The sequence below is a fragment of the Paraburkholderia caledonica NBRC 102488 genome (genome assembly GCF_000685095.1).
Lineage (GTDB): Bacteria > Pseudomonadota > Gammaproteobacteria > Burkholderiales > Burkholderiaceae > Paraburkholderia > Paraburkholderia caledonica.
Window position 1 is genome coordinate 44,341 of sequence record NZ_BAYE01000031.1, and the last position, 16,837, is coordinate 61,177.

Below are 16,837 nucleotides of genomic sequence, written 5' to 3' on the forward strand. Positions count from 1 at the left end.
GCCATTTCATCCGCAAGCCGCGCGCAAGACGCGGCCCATAACGACGACCGGAGTTCAAGCATGGAAACCAAAGCGCAGTTGACCGCGGACGCCGAGCGCTACGACGGCTCCGTCGCAGCGAAAGGCCCATTTGCGTGGTATCGGCAGATCTCCGCTGCCGAGAAGCGCGCGTTCTGGAGTTGCAAGATCGGCTACGTGCTCGATGCAATGGACACGCAATTCCTGAGCTTCGTGATTCCGACGCTGATCGCGACGTGGGGCATCACGCGCGGCGATGCAGGACTGATCGGCACGGTCACGCTGCTGAGTTCGGCGGTCGGCGGCTGGGCGGCGGGCGTGCTGTCCGATCGCATCGGCCGCGTGAAGACCTTGCAGATCACGATTCTGTGGTTCGCGATTTTTACGCTGGCCTGCGCGCTTGCGCAGAACTTCTCGCAACTGCTGTGGGCGCGCGGATTGATGGGGCTGGGTTTCGGCGGCGAATGGACCGCGGGCGCCGTGCTGATCGGCGAGGTGATCCGCGCGCGCGACCGCGGCAAGGCGGTGGGACTCGTGCAGGCTGGTTGGGCGATCGGCTGGGGCGTGTCGACATTGCTCTTCATGGCCGTGTTTTCGCTCGTCCCCGCGGATTACGCGTGGCGTGTGCTGTTCGCAGTCGGCATTGCGCCGGCACCGTTCGTGATCTGGATCCGCCGCTTCGTCGAAGAGCCGGAGGTGCATCGGCGGCAGAAAGAAGCCCAGGATGCGGCTCAGGCGCGTCCTTCGATGCTCGACATTTTCCGCGGCGATATTGTCTGGACGACGCTGCGCGCATCCATTCTCGCGACCGGCGTGCAAGGCGGCTACTACGCGGTGACCACGTGGCTGCCGACGTATCTGAAAACCGAGCGGCACTTGAGCGTGATCGGCACCGGCAGTTATCTCGGCGTCGTGATCGTCGGATCGTATTGCGGCTATCTGACGGGCGCGTATGTCAGCGACCGTATTGGCCGCAAGCGCGCGTTCATCGCGTTCGCTGTCGCTTCATGCGCGATTGCGTCGATTTACACGCAGCTTCCGCTGGATAATCTGTCGATGCTCGTGCTCGGTTTCCCGCTTGGGTTTTGCGCGTCGGGTATTTTCTCGGGCATGGGCGCGTTTTTGACCGAGTTGTTTCCGACGAGGATTCGCGGTTCGGGCCAGGGGTTCTGCTACAACTTCGGACGAGCTATCGGCGCGACGTTTCCATTCCTGATCGGCTACGTGTCGCAGACGATGACGCTTGGACACGCGATCGGCGCATTCGCGGCGGCAGCCTACGGGATTGTGATTCTCGCCGCGCTTACGCTGCCGGAAACGCGAGGGCAGGCGCTGAGGGAGTGAGCGACGTGGCGGTGTGGCGCGTTTCGATGGGCCGCTGAGGTTGCTGTTCGAAGCCCGCGGCTCTCACCCGCCGCCGGCCACTGCTCATGCCTGCTCATGCCTGCTCGGGCGCGCGTCCTATCGCGTGCGAATCCGATGCGCTTGAAGGCTCGGTTTGCCCGCGCTCGCGTCCCGACGTGACGACCGCGCCGGTGCCGCCAGGTCGCCGCACCGACTTTGCATGCCGTTCGATCAGCCGTTGCAGCAGGCAGAAAGCGCAAAGCAGCGCGCCGATCACGATGCGGGTCCACCAGGAACTGAGTGTGCCGTCGAACGTAATCAACGTTTGAATCGTGCCGAGAATGCCGACGCCGAACAGCGAACCGACCACATAGCCGACACCGCCCGTCAGCAGCGTTCCGCCGATCACGGTTGCCGCGATGGCGTCGAGTTCCATCCCTTGCCCCTGCAGGCCGTAGCCGGACAACACGTAGAACGTGAAAACCGCCCCGCCGAGCGCCGAGCAGAAGCCGCTCAGCGCATACACGCCGATGCGCGTATGCGCGACCGGCAGCCCCATCAGCAAAGCGGAGCGCGCATTGCCGCCTACCGCGTACACGTTGCGGCCAAAACGCGTGAAGTGAGCGACGAAGATGGCAGCGAGCAGCGCGACGAACGCGATCAACACGTTCGCCGTCACAGAGCCGATGCCGATGTCGAGCCGGAATGCCGAGATGGCGTGGAAGGTCGGATCCGTAATCGTGATCGACTGCGTGGTGATCAGAAAACACAAGCCGCGCGCGAAGAACATGCCGGCGAGCGTCACGATAAACGCCTGCAGTCGAAAGAAATGAATGAGCGCGCCCTGCACGGCGCCGAATACGGTGCCCATCAGCAAAACGATCGGCACGATCACCCACACCGATAAGTGAAAGCGTTCGGACAATACGGCTTCAACGATGGTGGTGAGCGCAACCACGGAACCCACTGACAGGTCGATGCCGCCTGACACGATCACGAACGTCATGCCGATCGCAACGATCAGCAAAAAGGCGTTGTCGACGAGCAGATCGAGCAGCACTTGCCACGAGAAAAAGCCCGTGTACATCACGGAGCCGAAGCCGAACAGCGCACAGAACAGTAGGATCGTGACCGCGATGGGCAACGTGCGCGGATCGACAATATGAGCCCACGCAGAGAAGAATCGTCTCATCGTGCCACCCCGCGTTGCTTGATTATCTGCATGCCGACCGACATCGCGAGTGCGCGCGCGGCTGGCGACTGGATTACGCTAACCGTGAGCACTACCGCCGCCTTCACGACCAACGTAGCTTCGGGCGGCACACCGATCGAATACGTCGTGTAGGTCAGTGTCTGAATGATCAGTGCGCCGAGCACCGTGCCGGCGAAACTGAAGCGGCCGCCGAGCAGCGACGTGCCGCCGAGCGTGACGGCAAGAATAGCGTCGAGTTCCAGCAGAAGGCCAGCGTTGTTGCCGTCGGCGCTGCGCACGTTCGAGCTGATCAGGATGCCCGCCATCGCCGCGGTCAGTCCGGAGAAGCCGTACACCGCGAAAACGAGCGCTTTCGAGCGCAAGCCTACGAGGCGCGTCGCAACGGGATTCACACCGATCGCGCGGATAAAGAGCCCGAGCGCCGTTCCCTCGACGAGCGCCGCTGTCGCCAGCACGGCGATCGTCGCGATCCACACGGAGCACGGCACACCGAGCCAGTAGCCGCCGCCGACGAACAGATAGCCGGGCGCGCCGATCGGAATGATCTGCCCGGCCGTCAGCAACTGCGCGATGCCGCGACCCGCGACCATCAGAATCAACGTCGCGATGATCGGCTGCATGCCGACGAAGGACACGAGCAAGCCGTTCCACATGCCGCTCAACACACCGACGATCAACGCCGCAAGCAACGCCTGCGCGATCAGGCCGCCGGTCGGCACGGGTTGGGTCGCGAGTATCGTCGCCGCAGCGGCGCCGGCGATGGCGACGACCGCGCCCACCGAAATGTCGATACCGCGCGTCGCGATAACGAGCGTCATGCCGGTCGCGACCAGCACGAGCGGCGCAGCGCGATTCAACACGTCGATCGGCGCGCCGAACAGATGCCCATCGAGCATGCGCAGCGACAGGAAATGCGGATTGACCCAAAGGTTCAACGCACACAACAACGCCAACGTCACGCACGGCCAGATCAACGGACGCTCGACGCCGTCACGCGCGAGCCAGTTCGATAGCTTCATTCGCCGCTCCCCGCGATGAGTCGGTAGATATTGTCTTCATTCGACGCCTTGCCCTCGACTTCAGCGATCTTGCGGCGGTCGCGCAAGACGGCCACGCGATGACTGACGCGCAGCACTTCGCTGATCTCGGACGAAATGAACAGAATGCTCAGACCGTTTGCGCACAACGCAAGCAGACGGTCCATGATGTCGAACTTCGCGGCGACATCGATGCCGCGCGTGGGTTCGTCGAGAATCAGGAGTTTCGGATCGGTGGCGAGCCAGCGCGCAAGCAGCGCCTTCTGCTGATTGCCGCCCGACAGAAGCCCGATAGGCTGCTCAGCGTCCGAGGCCTTGATGCCGAGCCGTTCAATCCACAAGTCGGCCAGATCTCGCGCGCGTTGACGGCTGATCTTGCGCCACCATCCACGTCTTGCCTGCAATGCCAGCAGGATGTTCTCGCGAATCGACAGGTCCGCGACGATGCCCTCTTTCTTGCGGTCTTCCGCGCAATACGCAATGCCGTGGCGCACCGCATCGTGCGGCGAGCGCAGTCGTACAGGTTTGCCATCCACGAGCATCGTGCCGCTATCGGCGCGATCCGCGCCGAACAACAGCCGCGCCGTCTCGGTGCGGCCGGAACCGAGCAGTCCGGCGAGTCCGAGTATCTGACCGCGCTCGACATTCAGGTCGATCGGCTGCAAGGTGCCGCGCTTGCCCACGCCGCGCAATTCGATAAACGCCGACGCGGCGCGCTCGCCTCGTTCCGTTCCGTTGGGACCGGACGCTTCATGCGCGGCTTCGCGAAGTCGCTCGCTCATGCGCTCGTGACCGACCATCTTCGCGACCAGTTGATCGGCCGACAGATTCCGCGCGAGGTATTCGCCCTCGCGCTCGCCGTTGCGCATGACCGTAATGCGATCGGAAATGGCATACGTCTGCTCGATAAAGTGCGTGACGAACAGAATCGCGATTCCAGATTGCTTAAGATGCCGAAGTATTTTGAAGAGCTGTGCGACTTCGCTGTCGTCGAGACTCGACGTGGGCTCGTCGAGTATGAGCACGCGTGCATCGACGGAAAGCGCTCTGGCGATCGCCACCATCTGTTGCACTGCAATGGGATAGGCGTCCAGCGAGCGCGTCACGTCGAGCGAGATATCGAGGCGTGCCAGTGCGGCTTGCGCGCGGCGTTTGATGTCCGGCCAATCGATCGCGCCGAACCGCCGCGGCTGCCGGCCGGCGAAAATGTTTTCAGCAACCGACAGGTTCGGGCACAGATTGACTTCCTGATACAGCGTGCGCACGCCCGCCGCCTCGGCTTCCTGCGGCGAAGCGAAGGCCACGACTTCGCCCGCGAGCCTGATCGTCCCGGTGTCGGGTGCGATCACGCCCGTGAGCACATTGATCAGAGTAGACTTGCCGGCGCCGTTCTGCCCCATCAGCGTGTGAACTTCACCGGGGAACAGCCGGAAATCGACGCGTTGGAGCGCCTTGACGCCGGGGAACGTCTTGCTGACACCGGTGGTGGCAAGAATCGGCTCGCAGGGGTCCACGTCGCGGTCGACTGCAACGGCAGCTGCAACGGACGGGGGCGTTCTCGTGGCCGGCGGATTCGGTTCGGAAGCGGGATGCGTCATAGACCTCGCTCGAGCGGCGGTGCGTTGGTGTCGTGGTGCCCTGGCGCGTCGTGCCATTGTTGCCGTCGTTGCGGCAAGCCCCAGCATCGGGTGAAAAGAGACCGTCCGCTGCCCAAGCAATCGGACGGTCAGGCACCGCTGGAGAAACTTTTGAGGCTCGATTACAGCTTCCTCTGCTAGTGCCAGTGCTGGATTAACCGTTATGGCATACAGGCAAATAGCGAGGAAGACTGATTACTTTTCCTAGTACTTTCGCGTCGGCAACGTCTGCGCCGCAACGCTCATCGGGAAGACGGTTTCTTCGGTCAGGATGCGCTTCGGCAAAGGCTTGCCGGCCACCACATCCTTTACCGCCGACATTAGTTGCGGTCCGAGCAACGGGCTGCATTCCACGTCGACGTTCATCTTGCCCGCTGCCATTGCCTGGAAGCCGCCCTTGGTTGCATCGAACGAAACGACAATGACGTCCTTGCCTGGATGCATGCCAGCCTCTTCCATGGCCTGGATAGCGCCGAGCGCCATATCGTCGTTATGCGCATAAACTACATTTATTTTATTTCCATAAGTTTTTATAAACGCTTCCATGACCTGCTTGCCGCCGGCCAATGTGAAGTCGCCGCTTTGCGACGCGATAACCTTGAACTTGGGGTCGCTCTTGATCACTTCGATGAGGCCTGCGTGCCGGTCGTTCGCCGGCGCGGAGCCTACGGTTCCCTGCAATTCAGCGATGTTGACGGGACCTTGAGCATCTTTATAGTGGTCGGCGAGCCATTTCCCGCCGCGCCGGCCCTCCTCAAGGAAGTCAGAGCCGATCATCGTCACGTACAGCGAGGTGTCTTTGACGTCGATATTGCGGTCAGTGAGGATCACCGGAATCTTCGCGGCCTTAGCCTCGCGCAGCACCGGTTCCCAGCCCGATTCGACGACCGGCGAGAAAGCGATGACGTCGACTTTCTGCGCAATATACGAGCGGATCGCCTTGATCTGGTTTTCCTGCTTTTGCTGCGCGTCCGAGAACTTGAGTTTGATTTTGGCGTCGGCCGCCGCGGACTTCACCGACTCGGTGTTGGCGGTCCGCCATGCGCTTTCGGCACCGACCTGGGCGAAACCCAGCGTGATCTGTTTGTCCTGCGCATAGGCGCCGGGCGTTGCCAGCGTCAGCGTACCGAAACCCGCGCACAGCGCGAGCGCGCCCAACGCACGACATGCGGCGCGTCGTGTATTCGCCATGACTGTCTCCTGATCGTTGTTGTGTAGGCGACCCCGTCGAATCCGCGCGGCCCTGAGGCCTGCGCGATGCGTGGATCGTGATGTAGCGTAGTGTGCCGGGCCTTAACAGTCCAATCATATGATTCGCGTCGGCAATATCAATTTTGATATACGACGCGGGCTTAAGCTGGAGACGACGGGCGCGAAGCGGGCGGGCACGGATGCCGCTCATGGATCCGAGTGGCGGCAAAGTGGCCGGTGGTTTTTATGTGCTTACCTGATGGTGAGCCGCGCTGCGCTAACGCCCTTGCATCTGGAGCGGGAAGTCGAACCTGCGAGTAGGCGTTTATGCGCGCGACGACCGGCCCGCTTCCTCGCGGGGTGTGACCCATCGGAAGGTGAGGTTGATGCGCTCGCCTGCTACGCGCGGCTCTTTCGGCACCCTATGCCGCCATTCGGCCTGCGTCTCGCCCTTCATGACCAGCAAGCTGCCGCTTTTCAGCGAAAACGACTGAACGGTGCCGGTCTTGTTATGCCGCAGGTCGAACGTGCGCGTTGCGCCCAGGCTGACCGATGCGATCACCGGCTGTGGCCCGAGCTCGCGCTCGCGGTCTGCGTGCCATCCCATACTGTCTGTACCGCTGCGATAACGATTAAGCAGAACGCTATTGAACCGCGCATTGCTGGCCGCTTCGGCAGCGGCCTTCAGCTCCGCGACTGTGGGCGTCCACGGCTGCGGGAGATTGCGTATGCCGGAATAGACATACACCGCGTCGGGATCGCCCTGCCACGCGGTGAGCCGCGGCAGCGCGACGCGGCCGCCGGGCGTACCCATCGTATCCTGCCGCCATTCGACTTCGGCTAGAAGTTGCGCAAGGCACTGCTCGGCTCTGTCGGGCGCGAGCCAGTCGGGATACCAGGCGACGTCAGGCGTCGGAAGGTCATCGAATAGGTCCGTCATATGATTGCTTGAAACGGGCGGGAAGCGTGCGCAATGGAACGTTGACTATTATGGTGGCAAAGACTACCCGCCTGCTTTAGCGGCTTGCAGTTTCATTGGACTTAGCGGATGCCGCTATTGGCGCTTCTCATTTTCGCTGCGATCGCGGCACGAGCGCGTCCAGCACTTTCCGGCGCCACCTTCACTGGACCATTACGATGAAATTATCCGATCAGGCCTTCGACCAGTTGTTTCGGGAAGCCCGCACGTATAGTGCCTGGCAGCTGAAATCCGTCGACGACGCATTGCTCGAGCAACTTGTCGAGTTGACGCTGCTCGGCCCGACGTCGGCAAATTCCAGTCCAGGACGGTTCGTCTTCGTCAAAAGCCCGGCTGCCAAGGAGAAGCTGCGGCCAGCGTTGTCCCCCGGTAACGTGGACAAGACGATGGCGGCGCCGGTGACTGTCATTGTCGGGATGGATATGGCATTTTATGAGCATCTGCCGAAGCTTTTCCCACATGCCGATGCGCGCAGCTGGTTTGCCGGCAATGACACGGCTATTGCCGACACGGCGTTTCGCAACTCGACGCTGCAAGGCGGCTACCTGATTCTCGCCGCTCGCGCGCTTGGTCTCGACGCCGGCCCAATGTCGGGCTTTGACGCAATCAAAGTCGACGAGACCTTCTTCGCCGGCACGACGATCCGGTCGAACTTCCTGATCAATCTCGGCTACGGGGATGCGTCGAAACTGTTTCCGCGTAGCCCCCGCTTGAGCTTTGCCGAGGCCGCGAGGATAGTCTGACGCACGCCGTTTCAGGTGAAGATTGCGATGTAAAACACGACGACGCCTATCACCGCGCCGACGAAGCAGAAATTTTCCACAGTTTCGTCGCCATTGGAACGAAGCCAGGCGCCGACGACTCCGAACAGCCCCGCAATACCAAGCGCGACGCACAGCATTACGACACCGAATAGCGCGCTCTTGCCGACCTCGGAGAAGTCTATGTTGCGCACGCCGAGGTACAAACCCAACGCCATCAACGACAGGCCGACGAGAGGCAACATCACATGACTGCCCTCGTATCCCACGTGATGAGTACGGCGCGCAGGCCCCCCGTGGTGAAAACGATGGCCTGATCCGAGCAGCTTCATGATCGCCTCCTGCCTCGCCTTTGTGGCGATAACGCCGACTGAATTCGACCGCTGTCGTGTCGATAGACGTTGCAGCGATTCTTTCTGCCAGCCGGCTCACTTTCAGAATAGTGCACGCCCACGCTTAATTCAAAGCCCATTTAATTAGGGTTATCAGCGTGCTGACGCCTGGTCATAGTGGATGGCTTCAGGCAAATGCTTTGTCGACGTATTGCCCGCCTGCGCTATCGCTGCGCTGCAGCGAAGCGCTCGACTGCGCGCGCACACTCGCATATTTCGTGCGCCGGCACGCCGTTGCGCATGCCGGTAGAATGAGCCAGCCAGTCGGTTACATCGCCGCAATGACTGGCCAGCGCCGGCGCTTCACCCCTCCCGGCCCCTACCCGCCCTCACGTTCTCTATGCGCCGCTCATCGTTCCTTGTACGCCTGATCCTGATTGGCATCCTGCTGCACATTTACGTCGGCTTCCGTTTGCTCCCGGACATGCCGGTGGGCATGACCGTTCGCACGCTGGCAGGCTTGTGGCTCGTGCTGTCGGTCTTGCTCATTCCGCTCGGCATGCTTGCGCGCACGATTAAACGGCAACCGCTCGGCGATCGGCTCGCGTGGATCGGCTTGCTGGCAATGGGCTTCTTCTCTTCGCTGCTGGTTCTCACATTTGCGCGCGACCTGGTGCTGGCCTCACTAATGACCGTGGACGCGATCTGGCCAGGCACAATCGCTCTCGCCCGTTGGCGGACCGGCACCGCGGCTGCCGTGCCGTTGCTTGCAATACTGTCGACACTGGTCGGGCTCTTCAATGCTCGCCGCCGCGCCCGCGTCGTGACAATCGAGGTGCCCATCGAAGATCTGCCAGCCGCCCTCGATGGCTTCACGATTGTTCAGATCAGCGACATTCACGTGGGTCCGACTATCAAGCGCCGGTATGTGGAAGCTATCGTCGACGCGGTGAATCATCTGAAGCCTGACCTCATTGCCGTGACAGGCGACGTGGTGGACGGCACGGTCCCACAGCTGACTCATCACACGCAGCCGCTCTCGCGCTTGAGTGCACGTCACGGTGCGTTCCTGGTTACTGGCAATCACGAGTATTACGCGGGAGCCAACGCGTGGATCGACGAATTCCGGCGCCTCGGACTCAACGTGTTACTCAACGAACACGTGATCGTCGAGCATGACGGCGCGCGCGCCGTCATTGCCGGCGTAACCGATTATTCGGCTGGCCATCATGATCCGCTGCACCGCAGTGACCCGATGGCAGCGATCGCGGGTGCACCGGGCGATGTGCTGATCAAAGTGCTGCTTGCGCACCAGCCACGCTCTGCCGAAGCAGCCGCTGCAGCCGGCTTCACGCTGCAACTGTCGGGTCATACGCACGGCGGCCAGTTCTTCCCGTGGAACTTCTTCGTGCGGATTCAGCAACCGTTCACCGCTGGCCTCGCACGCCTGAACGGATTGTGGGTATACACGAGCCGCGGCACCGGTTACTGGGGACCGCCGAAGCGCCTTGGCGCGCCTTCTGAGATCACCCGGGTGCGCCTTGTGCCCGGCGAGCCAGACTAGTGCCGCTGAAAGCGGCGCTCGAAAGCACACGCTTTGTTCGCTCGACGCAGCAGGCAGGCAAATGAAAACGCTCGTTACTGCGCGGGCGCGACCGCGACACTGATTTGCGGCGCGAACGCCACCGACACTTGCATGCCCGGGGTTACGTTCGCCAGCTTTGCCGGATCGCGGCCCTGGAGATGGAAGACCGAGCCGTTGGCGTCTTTCAACGCCATCACGCCGGAAGCATGGTCGATTGCCTGCACTTGAGCGCTTACGTTCTGCTCGGGGTCGGTCTGTCCGAGTGACGCAGCGGCAGGAGCGATTGCGCCTTCGCCGTTCGCACCGTGCGTAACCCTGATCACAGCGGTACGCATCATACGGATATGGACCTTGCCGCCTTGGCTGATTCGCGCAAGGTCACGGGTATCCGTAATGTCGAACGACGCCTCACCGCCCTGCACGTCTCGCACAGTCACGGAATGCTTTGCGCGGTCGACAGATGTCACGACGCCTTCCGCCTGCAGGGTACTGCTTCCTTCAAACGGAGCAGGCAGACCTGCGGCGAAGGACGCGAACGGGGCAGCGGCAATCAACGCGCCCGCAATGATGCCAAGAGCTTTAGTTTTCATACATTCCTCGACGACATGAACGACAGAGAACGGCGGAGAACGGCGGAGAACCAACGCGGTTCAGCGAACTGGCCTTTTTTCCAGGCAGGCATAACGATCTTGCGATGCCCGGACAAATACGAAACGTGCGGATAGTGTGTTTATCCTGATGACCGCCGTCAACGTTTGGACTCCGTATTACTTTGTCGATCGGTCTGCGTTGATCGTCGAAATTTCCTGGTCGCTTTGGTGCGCGTGCATTGTCTACATCTGGCTTACAACAGTTTCAGACAATGTTAATTCCGCATCCTGAATATGGACTGCCCCACCGGCTTCGACTAAGCTTTGTCACCGCGTATTTTCCACATTCAACCATGGGGTCTCGATTATGGAACACGGCATCATTGCCTGGCTTGTCATCGGCGCGATCGCTGGCTGGCTGGCCGGCGTGCTCGTCAAAGGCGGCGGCTTCGGCCTTATCGTCGACATCATCGTCGGCATTGTGGGCGCGTTCATTGGCGGTTGGCTCGCCGGCGTGCTGCACATTTCGCTGGGTGGCGGCTGGATTGGCTCGATCATTACTGCTGTGATCGGCGCAGTCATCCTGCTGTTTATCATCCGCCTCGTTCGGCGCGGCGGCTAAACGTAGCGCTGTTGCACAATGCTGGCGTCGGGGGCAACATACCTGACGCCAGCATTGTCCTGGCTTAAGCAGCTGCCTGCGCTGCCGGCAACATCGACCCAGTGTCGCGTAGCCGCGCATGCCAGGCGAAAGCCTCTTCGAGCCGATGCGGTGTCTGGCCTCCAGCTCGCAACGCATCCCGGTAGTAGTCGCGAAGCAACTCGCGATATTGCGGATGCACGCAATTCTGAATAATGAGTGTGGCGCGTTCGCGCGGGGCGAGACCGCGCAAATCAGCCAAGCCCTGTTCGGTCACGACCACGTCCACGTCATGCTCGTTGTGGTCGCAGTGGGGAACCATCGGTACGACGCTGGAAACGCGGCCGCCCTTCGCCGTCGACTTCGTCGCGAAGATCGCACACGACGCATTGCGCGAAAAGTCGCCGGATCCGCCGATGCCGTTCATCATATGCGTGCCGCCCACATGCGTTGAATTCACGTTGCCGTAAATGTCGAATTCGAGTGCGGTGTTCAATGCGATTAGTCCGAGCCGCCGAATCACTTCGGGATGGTTGCTCACTTCTTGCGGGCGCAACACGAGGCGGCTGCGGTAACGTTCGAGCTCGCCGAACACCTGCGCCTGACGCGCGGCAGACAACGTGATCGACGCACCCGAGGCGAACGTAACCTTGCTCGCATCCAACAGGTCGAAGGTGGAATCCTGCAGCACCTCGGAATAAATTTCGAACGCATCGAAAGGCGCATCCACGAAGCCGGCCAATACAGCGTTCGCGATCGTGCCTATGCCCGCCTGCAGCGGTGGCAAACGTCGCGGCATACGTCCGTGCGCAACTTCATGCTGGAAAAATTCGATCAGATGACCCGCTATCAGACTCGTCTCCGTGTCTGCGGGCAGCACTGTAGAAGGGCTATCTGGCTTGTCGGTTATAACGATCGCCGCGATTCTGTCGGCTGGAATTTCGATCGCCGGCGTGCCGATGCGATCGCGCGGATGAACGAGCGGCAGCGGCTCGCGATTCGGCCGACGGCCTGGAATCCAGATGTCGTGCAGGCCCTCCAATGCAAGCGGTTGGGCCAGATTTATCTCAACAATGACCTTATCGGCGAGTATCGCAAAACTTGCAGAGTTGCCCACCGATGTGGTCGGCACTATGCCGCCGCTTTCCGTAATAGCTACAGCTTCGATGATCGCGACATCGAGTTTGCCGAGCTGGTTGGCGCGCAGCATTTCGACCGTCTCCGAGAGATGCTGGTCGACGAACATCACCTCGCCGCGGTTGATTGCGTCCCGCAGCGTCTTGTCGACCTGGAACGGCAACCGGCGCGCCAGCACATGAGCCTCGGTGAGCGTGCGGTCCACGTCATGGCCAAGCGATGCACCCGTCATTAAAGTGATTCGCAGCGGTTTGCCTTCGTGGCGAGCGCGCTCGGCCAATGCAAGCGGAACCGCTTTGGCGTCTCCCGCGCGCGTGAAGCCGCTCGCGCCCACGCGCATGCCATCCTGAATTGCAAGTGCTGCGTCGGCGGCGGATACAACTTTGTTGCGTAGCGAATCGCAGCGAATCCGGTCTTCGTACATGAAACGGGGTCCCTCCATGGTCAGCGATCGCTCTACCGGTGCGCGCGTCTGCGGTGCGCTTTGGTCGGCGGTCGGCTTGTCGCGGTGGCCGCGGCGTCAACACCCATTCGCCGCGACACGCTCTCGGACGCGGCGTAATGCCGCTCGATGCTCCTAGCTGCCGAAGTAGATGTTGCAGAAGCTCACAGGGCCGACGCACTCGTCGGCGTTGTTCGCAGGCGCGACAGCCGGCTTTGCCGGGGCAACGCCATCGTTGCGTTGGGCAATCGCCTGCGGCGCCTGCTGTTGCGGGGCGACCTGCGGCGTCTGAGCATGAGCGACAGCGGCAAACAAAGAGCAAGCGGTCAGGACAATCTTCGATTTCATTTCGTTCTCCAGGACTAACGGTTACTGCGAGACAGCGATGAAACTATATGACCGCTGTATGTGCGAATAAACGGGGCTGCACAGAAGTGACCTTTCCATCCGGCGGAAAGATCGCGTCGATGAAGACGCATACTTCCGTCAGCGCGATGCGAACGGCGCATCTTTGTCCAGCAAAGCTGTGCGGATGAAATGAAGGCAACTGAGAATGCGCTGCACGTCGTGACGTTCGCCGGGATCTGTGCGAACCGCAGCCAACAGGTCCTGAGCGATCCAGATAGCTGAGCGAACCGCTACGAAGGCGCCGTCCAAAGTTCGCGCGTCGGGCCGCTCGAACAGCTGCGCGAGACGATCGAGCACGGTTTCGACAGCCGGACGCCAACGCGGATCGAGCGGTTGCAGATATTGGGCACGCCTCGCTTCGTTGCGCAGATCGATTACGGCGTGGCCCACTTCGAGCGTCGCCAGCATCCAGCGCAACGCATGGCGGCGACGCCGCGACCGCCGCGTCAGCAGAAGACGTAATTGCGATGCGAGGTCGTGGGTGCTCGACTGAAAACGTTGGTTGAGTTCCGGCCGCTGGTCCTTGCATGCGAGTACGGCTTGCGCCCGCAGATCGCCCATGATTCGTTCGATGAGCCACCGCATATCGGCGGGAAAGACCGTGGCGAGAACAATGGCGGCCAGAAACATCGATGCTGTGAGGGCAACGCCGTTGTTGATGAGCAGGTCAGGCTCGAAGGCCACGACGTTATCCGGCCCAGCGAGTAGACAGAAGAACACTGAAAAGCCGACGCCGAGTCCCGCTGTCCGCTTTCGCGTCGCCAGATACGCACCTATTGCCAGCACGGGCGCAAGCATTACGCAGAGAAGTGGAAAGCCGTCGATGTTCGGGTACACATAGCAGGCGAATGCGTAACCAACCAGAGTCGCCAATGCGGAGCCGAGCGCCATCTGCACAGCCATGTTTGTAGGGTCCGGCGCGGTGGATGTCAGCGCGCAAGCAAGCGCTGCGCCGATCACAGCAAGGCCGCCGCTCGGCCAGCCGGTCCCAATCCAGAAGCAGGCGGCGATGCCCATCACCGTAACTGAGCGGATGAACGTGAAGGCAACCGCATAACCGTTCGTTATACTAACGTAGTAGTTTGCGCTGCGTTCTTGTGGGCGATCGTCGCGCCGGGCAAGCGCGCTGTAAGTGTCGGAGTACTTCGCGCATTCATCGACAAAGCGGTATAGCAGTTCTGCTGCTGTATCGAAATCCGCCAGCAATTCTGCCGACGCCTCGTGCAACTGTCCTCTTATCTGCCGGACATGCCGCGGAAGCGCCGTCTGAAATTGGCGTAGCCGGGCGCTGACATGCGATACATCGACAGATGCGTTCCGCTGCAATGTGAGCAATGCCGCCAGTTCATGAAGACAAGGGTCGATAGTGGCCATCGTTGCGGACGCGTTGCTGGCGTGAGAGCGCTTGAGCAACTGATGCAGCGCATGCAGACGCGCGCAGGCATGCATGAACTCGTTGTTCAGACGGCCGAGGCGATGACTACGCAAACGCATCGCCGGGTCTTCGAAGGCAGCGAAGATGCGTGTTGCTTCAAAGCCAACGATTTCGTCGACGAGAGCCGCGAAACGCCGCTCGAACGCGCTGCGGCTCATCTGGCGAGAAAGCACGTCGGCCGCGAACGCAGTAAAATTACGGTACCGGAGTTCCAGTGCCCGCAGTAGCGCAAGGCTCGAGCGCTGGGGCACGATCAACGCACTGACCGCGCTTGAGCACACGATCCCAACCGTCACTTCGGCTGCGCGCGTGAGCGCCGCGAGGAACAGATCGTGGGGTGCCGCGACGGTCGGGATGCCGATCAGCGCCGCTGTGTAACCCGCGAGAACAAAGCCGTACCATCTGAAATGCCGATACCGGACTGCCGCTGCAATACATGCGCTGACCCAGACGGTCATGCCGAGCATGTGCAACTCAGCCTGCTGGACGAACAACGCGCCGAGCGTCAGTGCTGCCATCGCGCCCACCGCCGTTCCGACAATCCGATAGAAGCTCTTCGCGAGCACCATCCCGCTGAACGGTTGCATGAGCACGAACACGCTGCTCATAGCAATACGCGGTTGGGGCAAATCCAGCACCATCGCTATGCCTAGTGCCAGCAATCCTGCAGTGACTGTCTTCAGTAGGTGCAGCCAGGCGAGTCCGTCTGTACTCGCCCAGTCGCGAACGCCTGGACTCAAACCTCGCAATACCGCGTGCCACTTTTCAATGGAATCCGAGGTTGGTCTGATCGCATGTTGGCGTTTCATTGGAAGGCAATGCGCCTGGGCTTGTCGCGGAAGAAAGCGCCGGTTCATGTGGACACCGGCGAGCAAGGCGCCGATTGTAAAAGCATGCGATGCCCGCATTAACAGGCCAGCCGCGGAACGTCCCTTCCAGAACAAACAACAATGAGCCGATCAGTCGAGCGGACAATACGGCTTCAGCTATGAAATAGAAGGATTGATGGATACGTTACAAAACATGCGCGTGTTCTCGCGCGTAGTGGAAGCCGGCAGTTTTACCGCTGCCGCGCAGTCCTTCAATTCGACGACTGGCGCGATGTCGCGCGCAGTGTCCGAACTCGAAGCACATCTGCGTACACGCTTGTTGAACCGTTCGACGCGTCGTCTCGCGCTGACTACCGCCGGTGAGCGCTACCTGAAGCGATGCCAGCAAATACTTGCCGACGTCGACACCGCCGAAGAAGAAGCCAGCGGCGCGCATGAGCGCCCGAGCGGCCCGCTTCGTATGCATAGCTTTGCAAGCATCGGACAACACTATGTGCTGCCCGCCATTGCACACTATCGCGCGCTTTATCCTGAAGTGACCGTGGAGTTGACGCTGTCGCAGCGCATGCCGGATCTTTTCGAAGGCAGCGCGGATGTCGCAGTGATTGGTGCTTCTGCGCTACCCGATTCCGACCTTGTTTCGTTCCCGCTTGGAACGACGTTCAGCATACTTTGCGCATCGCCCGCGTATGTTGAAGCACACGGTGCGCCCGAACGACCTGCCGATCTCGCGCATCACGAATGCCTGATCTTGCATACGCCTGCGTTTGCGCCGCACGAGTGGGTACTCGACGGCCCCAAGGGCAGCGAGATGATGGAAGTCAATGGTCCTGTGCAGGTGAATATTGCGGAGTCGCTAATCGTCGCGATCCAGGAAGGCATGGGAATTGGCATGGTGCCGCTTTACGCTGCCATCGCTGGATTGAGGGATGGCACATTGGTGCGGGTATTGCCGCACTACACGCTGCAGAAGATGAACGTTTATGCGCTGTATCCGTCCCGGAAGTTCATCGACGCGAAGACGAGGACATGGGTCGAGTTTTTGCGCACGCATTTGCCGAAAGTAATCGCGCGCGATGAGGCGTTGTTGGCCGACATGCGTCAAATGGATACCGCTGTGGGCGCACTGCCGGGAGTCGTTGCGGGATTGGCTGAAGGAATCACGAAGTAGTAAGCTAGCGACGGAAACGGCGCCGCTGTTTCGACTGCGGCGACGAAGCTGTGCGGGGTCGGCCGGCCAGAGTCCGGGTCGCGCAAA

The 16,837-nt window shown here is 61.1% G+C and carries 15 protein-coding genes; 5 read left to right on the plus strand and 10 right to left on the minus strand.

All coding sequences use genetic code 11. From position 1 onward, the window contains the following. Nucleotides 1-60: 60 nt before the first annotated feature. Nucleotides 61-1,362, plus strand: a complete 1,302-nt coding sequence (locus tag BCA01S_RS31285; protein WP_027780265.1) for an MFS transporter — start codon at nt 61-63, stop codon at nt 1,360-1,362. Between the two features lie 94 nt (nt 1,363-1,456). Here BCA01S_RS31285 and yjfF read toward each other — a convergent pair whose 3' ends face one another. The 5 genes from yjfF to BCA01S_RS31310 form a co-directional block, all read right to left on the minus strand. Continuing rightward, nucleotides 1,457-2,554 carry a galactofuranose ABC transporter, permease protein YjfF gene (yjfF, locus tag BCA01S_RS31290; RefSeq protein ID WP_027780266.1) on the minus strand — a complete coding sequence of 366 codons (1,098 nt, stop codon included), beginning with the start codon at nt 2,552-2,554 and terminating at the stop codon, nt 1,457-1,459. Next, nucleotides 2,551-3,594, minus strand: coding sequence for an ABC transporter permease (locus BCA01S_RS31295; RefSeq protein WP_027780267.1), 1,044 nt, complete (start codon nt 3,592-3,594; stop codon nt 2,551-2,553). Before BCA01S_RS31295 ends, yjfF begins: the two co-directional genes overlap by 4 nt. Then, nucleotides 3,591-5,210 carry a sugar ABC transporter ATP-binding protein gene (locus BCA01S_RS31300; protein ID WP_027780268.1) on the minus strand — a complete coding sequence of 540 codons (1,620 nt, stop codon included), beginning with the start codon at nt 5,208-5,210 and terminating at the stop codon, nt 3,591-3,593. The genes BCA01S_RS31295 and BCA01S_RS31300 overlap by 4 nt, the downstream gene beginning before the upstream one ends. Nucleotides 5,211-5,453: 243 nt before the next feature. Continuing rightward, nucleotides 5,454-6,440 (minus strand): ABC transporter substrate-binding protein, encoded by a 987-nt coding sequence (locus BCA01S_RS31305; protein WP_027780269.1) that lies wholly within the window; start codon nt 6,438-6,440, stop codon nt 5,454-5,456. Between the two features lie 325 nt (nt 6,441-6,765). Next, nucleotides 6,766-7,380 carry an alpha-ketoglutarate-dependent dioxygenase AlkB family protein gene (locus BCA01S_RS31310; RefSeq protein WP_027780270.1) on the minus strand — a complete coding sequence of 205 codons (615 nt, stop codon included), beginning with the start codon at nt 7,378-7,380 and terminating at the stop codon, nt 6,766-6,768. Between the two features lie 197 nt (nt 7,381-7,577). Between BCA01S_RS31310 and BCA01S_RS31315 the strand changes: the two genes are divergently transcribed. Further along, nucleotides 7,578-8,162, plus strand: coding sequence for a malonic semialdehyde reductase (locus BCA01S_RS31315; protein ID WP_027780271.1), 585 nt, complete (start codon nt 7,578-7,580; stop codon nt 8,160-8,162). Between the two features lie 11 nt (nt 8,163-8,173). Here the strand turns inward: BCA01S_RS31315 and BCA01S_RS31320 are convergent, their stop codons facing one another. Beyond that, a complete protein-coding gene (locus BCA01S_RS31320) occupies nt 8,174-8,512 on the minus strand; it encodes a hypothetical protein (protein ID WP_027780272.1) in 339 nt (112 codons plus the stop codon). 400 nt (nt 8,513-8,912) lie between these two features. On the opposite strand from BCA01S_RS31320, the gene BCA01S_RS31325 reads away from it, so the two are divergent. Then, nucleotides 8,913-10,076: a metallophosphoesterase gene (locus BCA01S_RS31325; RefSeq protein ID WP_027780273.1), complete on the plus strand. Its 1,164-nt coding sequence runs from the start codon at nt 8,913-8,915 to the stop codon at nt 10,074-10,076. A gap of 74 nt (nt 10,077-10,150) precedes the next feature. Here BCA01S_RS31325 and BCA01S_RS31330 read toward each other — a convergent pair whose 3' ends face one another. Continuing rightward, nucleotides 10,151-10,687, minus strand: a complete 537-nt coding sequence (locus BCA01S_RS31330) for a hypothetical protein (protein ID WP_027780274.1) — start codon at nt 10,685-10,687, stop codon at nt 10,151-10,153. A gap of 367 nt (nt 10,688-11,054) precedes the next feature. On the opposite strand from BCA01S_RS31330, the gene BCA01S_RS31335 reads away from it, so the two are divergent. Next, nucleotides 11,055-11,309: a GlsB/YeaQ/YmgE family stress response membrane protein gene (locus BCA01S_RS31335; protein ID WP_020070279.1), complete on the plus strand. Its 255-nt coding sequence runs from the start codon at nt 11,055-11,057 to the stop codon at nt 11,307-11,309. 64 nt (nt 11,310-11,373) lie between these two features. Here BCA01S_RS31335 and scpC read toward each other — a convergent pair whose 3' ends face one another. The 3 genes from scpC to BCA01S_RS31350 all read right to left on the minus strand — a co-directional run bounded on the left by scpC (nt 11,374) and on the right by BCA01S_RS31350 (nt 15,558). Further along, nucleotides 11,374-12,888, minus strand: a complete 1,515-nt coding sequence (gene scpC / locus BCA01S_RS31340; protein WP_027780275.1) for a succinyl-CoA:acetate CoA-transferase ScpC — start codon at nt 12,886-12,888, stop codon at nt 11,374-11,376. 153 nt (nt 12,889-13,041) lie between these two features. Further along, nucleotides 13,042-13,254, minus strand: coding sequence for a hypothetical protein (locus tag BCA01S_RS31345; protein ID WP_027780276.1), 213 nt, complete (start codon nt 13,252-13,254; stop codon nt 13,042-13,044). A gap of 138 nt (nt 13,255-13,392) precedes the next feature. Then, on the minus strand, nt 13,393-15,558 hold the full coding sequence (locus BCA01S_RS31350) for an FUSC family protein (protein WP_027780277.1): 2,166 nt from the start codon (nt 15,556-15,558) through the stop codon (nt 13,393-13,395). 196 nt (nt 15,559-15,754) lie between these two features. On the opposite strand from BCA01S_RS31350, the gene BCA01S_RS31355 reads away from it, so the two are divergent. Next, nucleotides 15,755-16,750: a LysR family transcriptional regulator gene (locus tag BCA01S_RS31355; protein ID WP_027780278.1), complete on the plus strand. Its 996-nt coding sequence runs from the start codon at nt 15,755-15,757 to the stop codon at nt 16,748-16,750. Nucleotides 16,751-16,837: the final 87 nt, after the last annotated feature.

Excerpts from the sequence above, each read along its gene's own strand:
- BCA01S_RS31330 (WP_027780274.1), bottom strand. The coding sequence starts at position 10,687 with ATGAAAACTAAAGCTCTTGGCATCATTGCGGGCGCGTTGATTGCCGCT.
- BCA01S_RS31310 (WP_027780270.1), bottom strand. The coding sequence starts at position 7,380 with ATGACGGACCTATTCGATGACCTTCCGACGCCTGACGTCGCCTGGTAT.
- BCA01S_RS31345 (WP_027780276.1), bottom strand. The coding sequence starts at position 13,254 with ATGAAATCGAAGATTGTCCTGACCGCTTGCTCTTTGTTTGCCGCTGTC.
- BCA01S_RS31325 (WP_027780273.1), top strand. The coding sequence starts at position 8,913 with ATGCGCCGCTCATCGTTCCTTGTACGCCTGATCCTGATTGGCATCCTG.
- BCA01S_RS31300 (WP_027780268.1), bottom strand. The coding sequence starts at position 5,210 with ATGACGCATCCCGCTTCCGAACCGAATCCGCCGGCCACGAGAACGCCC.
- yjfF (WP_027780266.1), bottom strand. The coding sequence starts at position 2,554 with ATGAGACGATTCTTCTCTGCGTGGGCTCATATTGTCGATCCGCGCACG.
- BCA01S_RS31335 (WP_020070279.1), top strand. The coding sequence starts at position 11,055 with ATGGAACACGGCATCATTGCCTGGCTTGTCATCGGCGCGATCGCTGGC.
- BCA01S_RS31315 (WP_027780271.1), top strand. The coding sequence starts at position 7,578 with ATGAAATTATCCGATCAGGCCTTCGACCAGTTGTTTCGGGAAGCCCGC.
- BCA01S_RS31285 (WP_027780265.1), top strand. The coding sequence starts at position 61 with ATGGAAACCAAAGCGCAGTTGACCGCGGACGCCGAGCGCTACGACGGC.
- BCA01S_RS31305 (WP_027780269.1), bottom strand. The coding sequence starts at position 6,440 with ATGGCGAATACACGACGCGCCGCATGTCGTGCGTTGGGCGCGCTCGCG.
- BCA01S_RS31355 (WP_027780278.1), top strand. The coding sequence starts at position 15,755 with ATGGATACGTTACAAAACATGCGCGTGTTCTCGCGCGTAGTGGAAGCC.
- BCA01S_RS31320 (WP_027780272.1), bottom strand. The coding sequence starts at position 8,512 with ATGAAGCTGCTCGGATCAGGCCATCGTTTTCACCACGGGGGGCCTGCG.
- scpC (WP_027780275.1), bottom strand. The coding sequence starts at position 12,888 with ATGTACGAAGACCGGATTCGCTGCGATTCGCTACGCAACAAAGTTGTA.
- BCA01S_RS31350 (WP_027780277.1), bottom strand. The coding sequence starts at position 15,558 with ATGAAACGCCAACATGCGATCAGACCAACCTCGGATTCCATTGAAAAG.
- BCA01S_RS31295 (WP_027780267.1), bottom strand. The coding sequence starts at position 3,594 with ATGAAGCTATCGAACTGGCTCGCGCGTGACGGCGTCGAGCGTCCGTTG.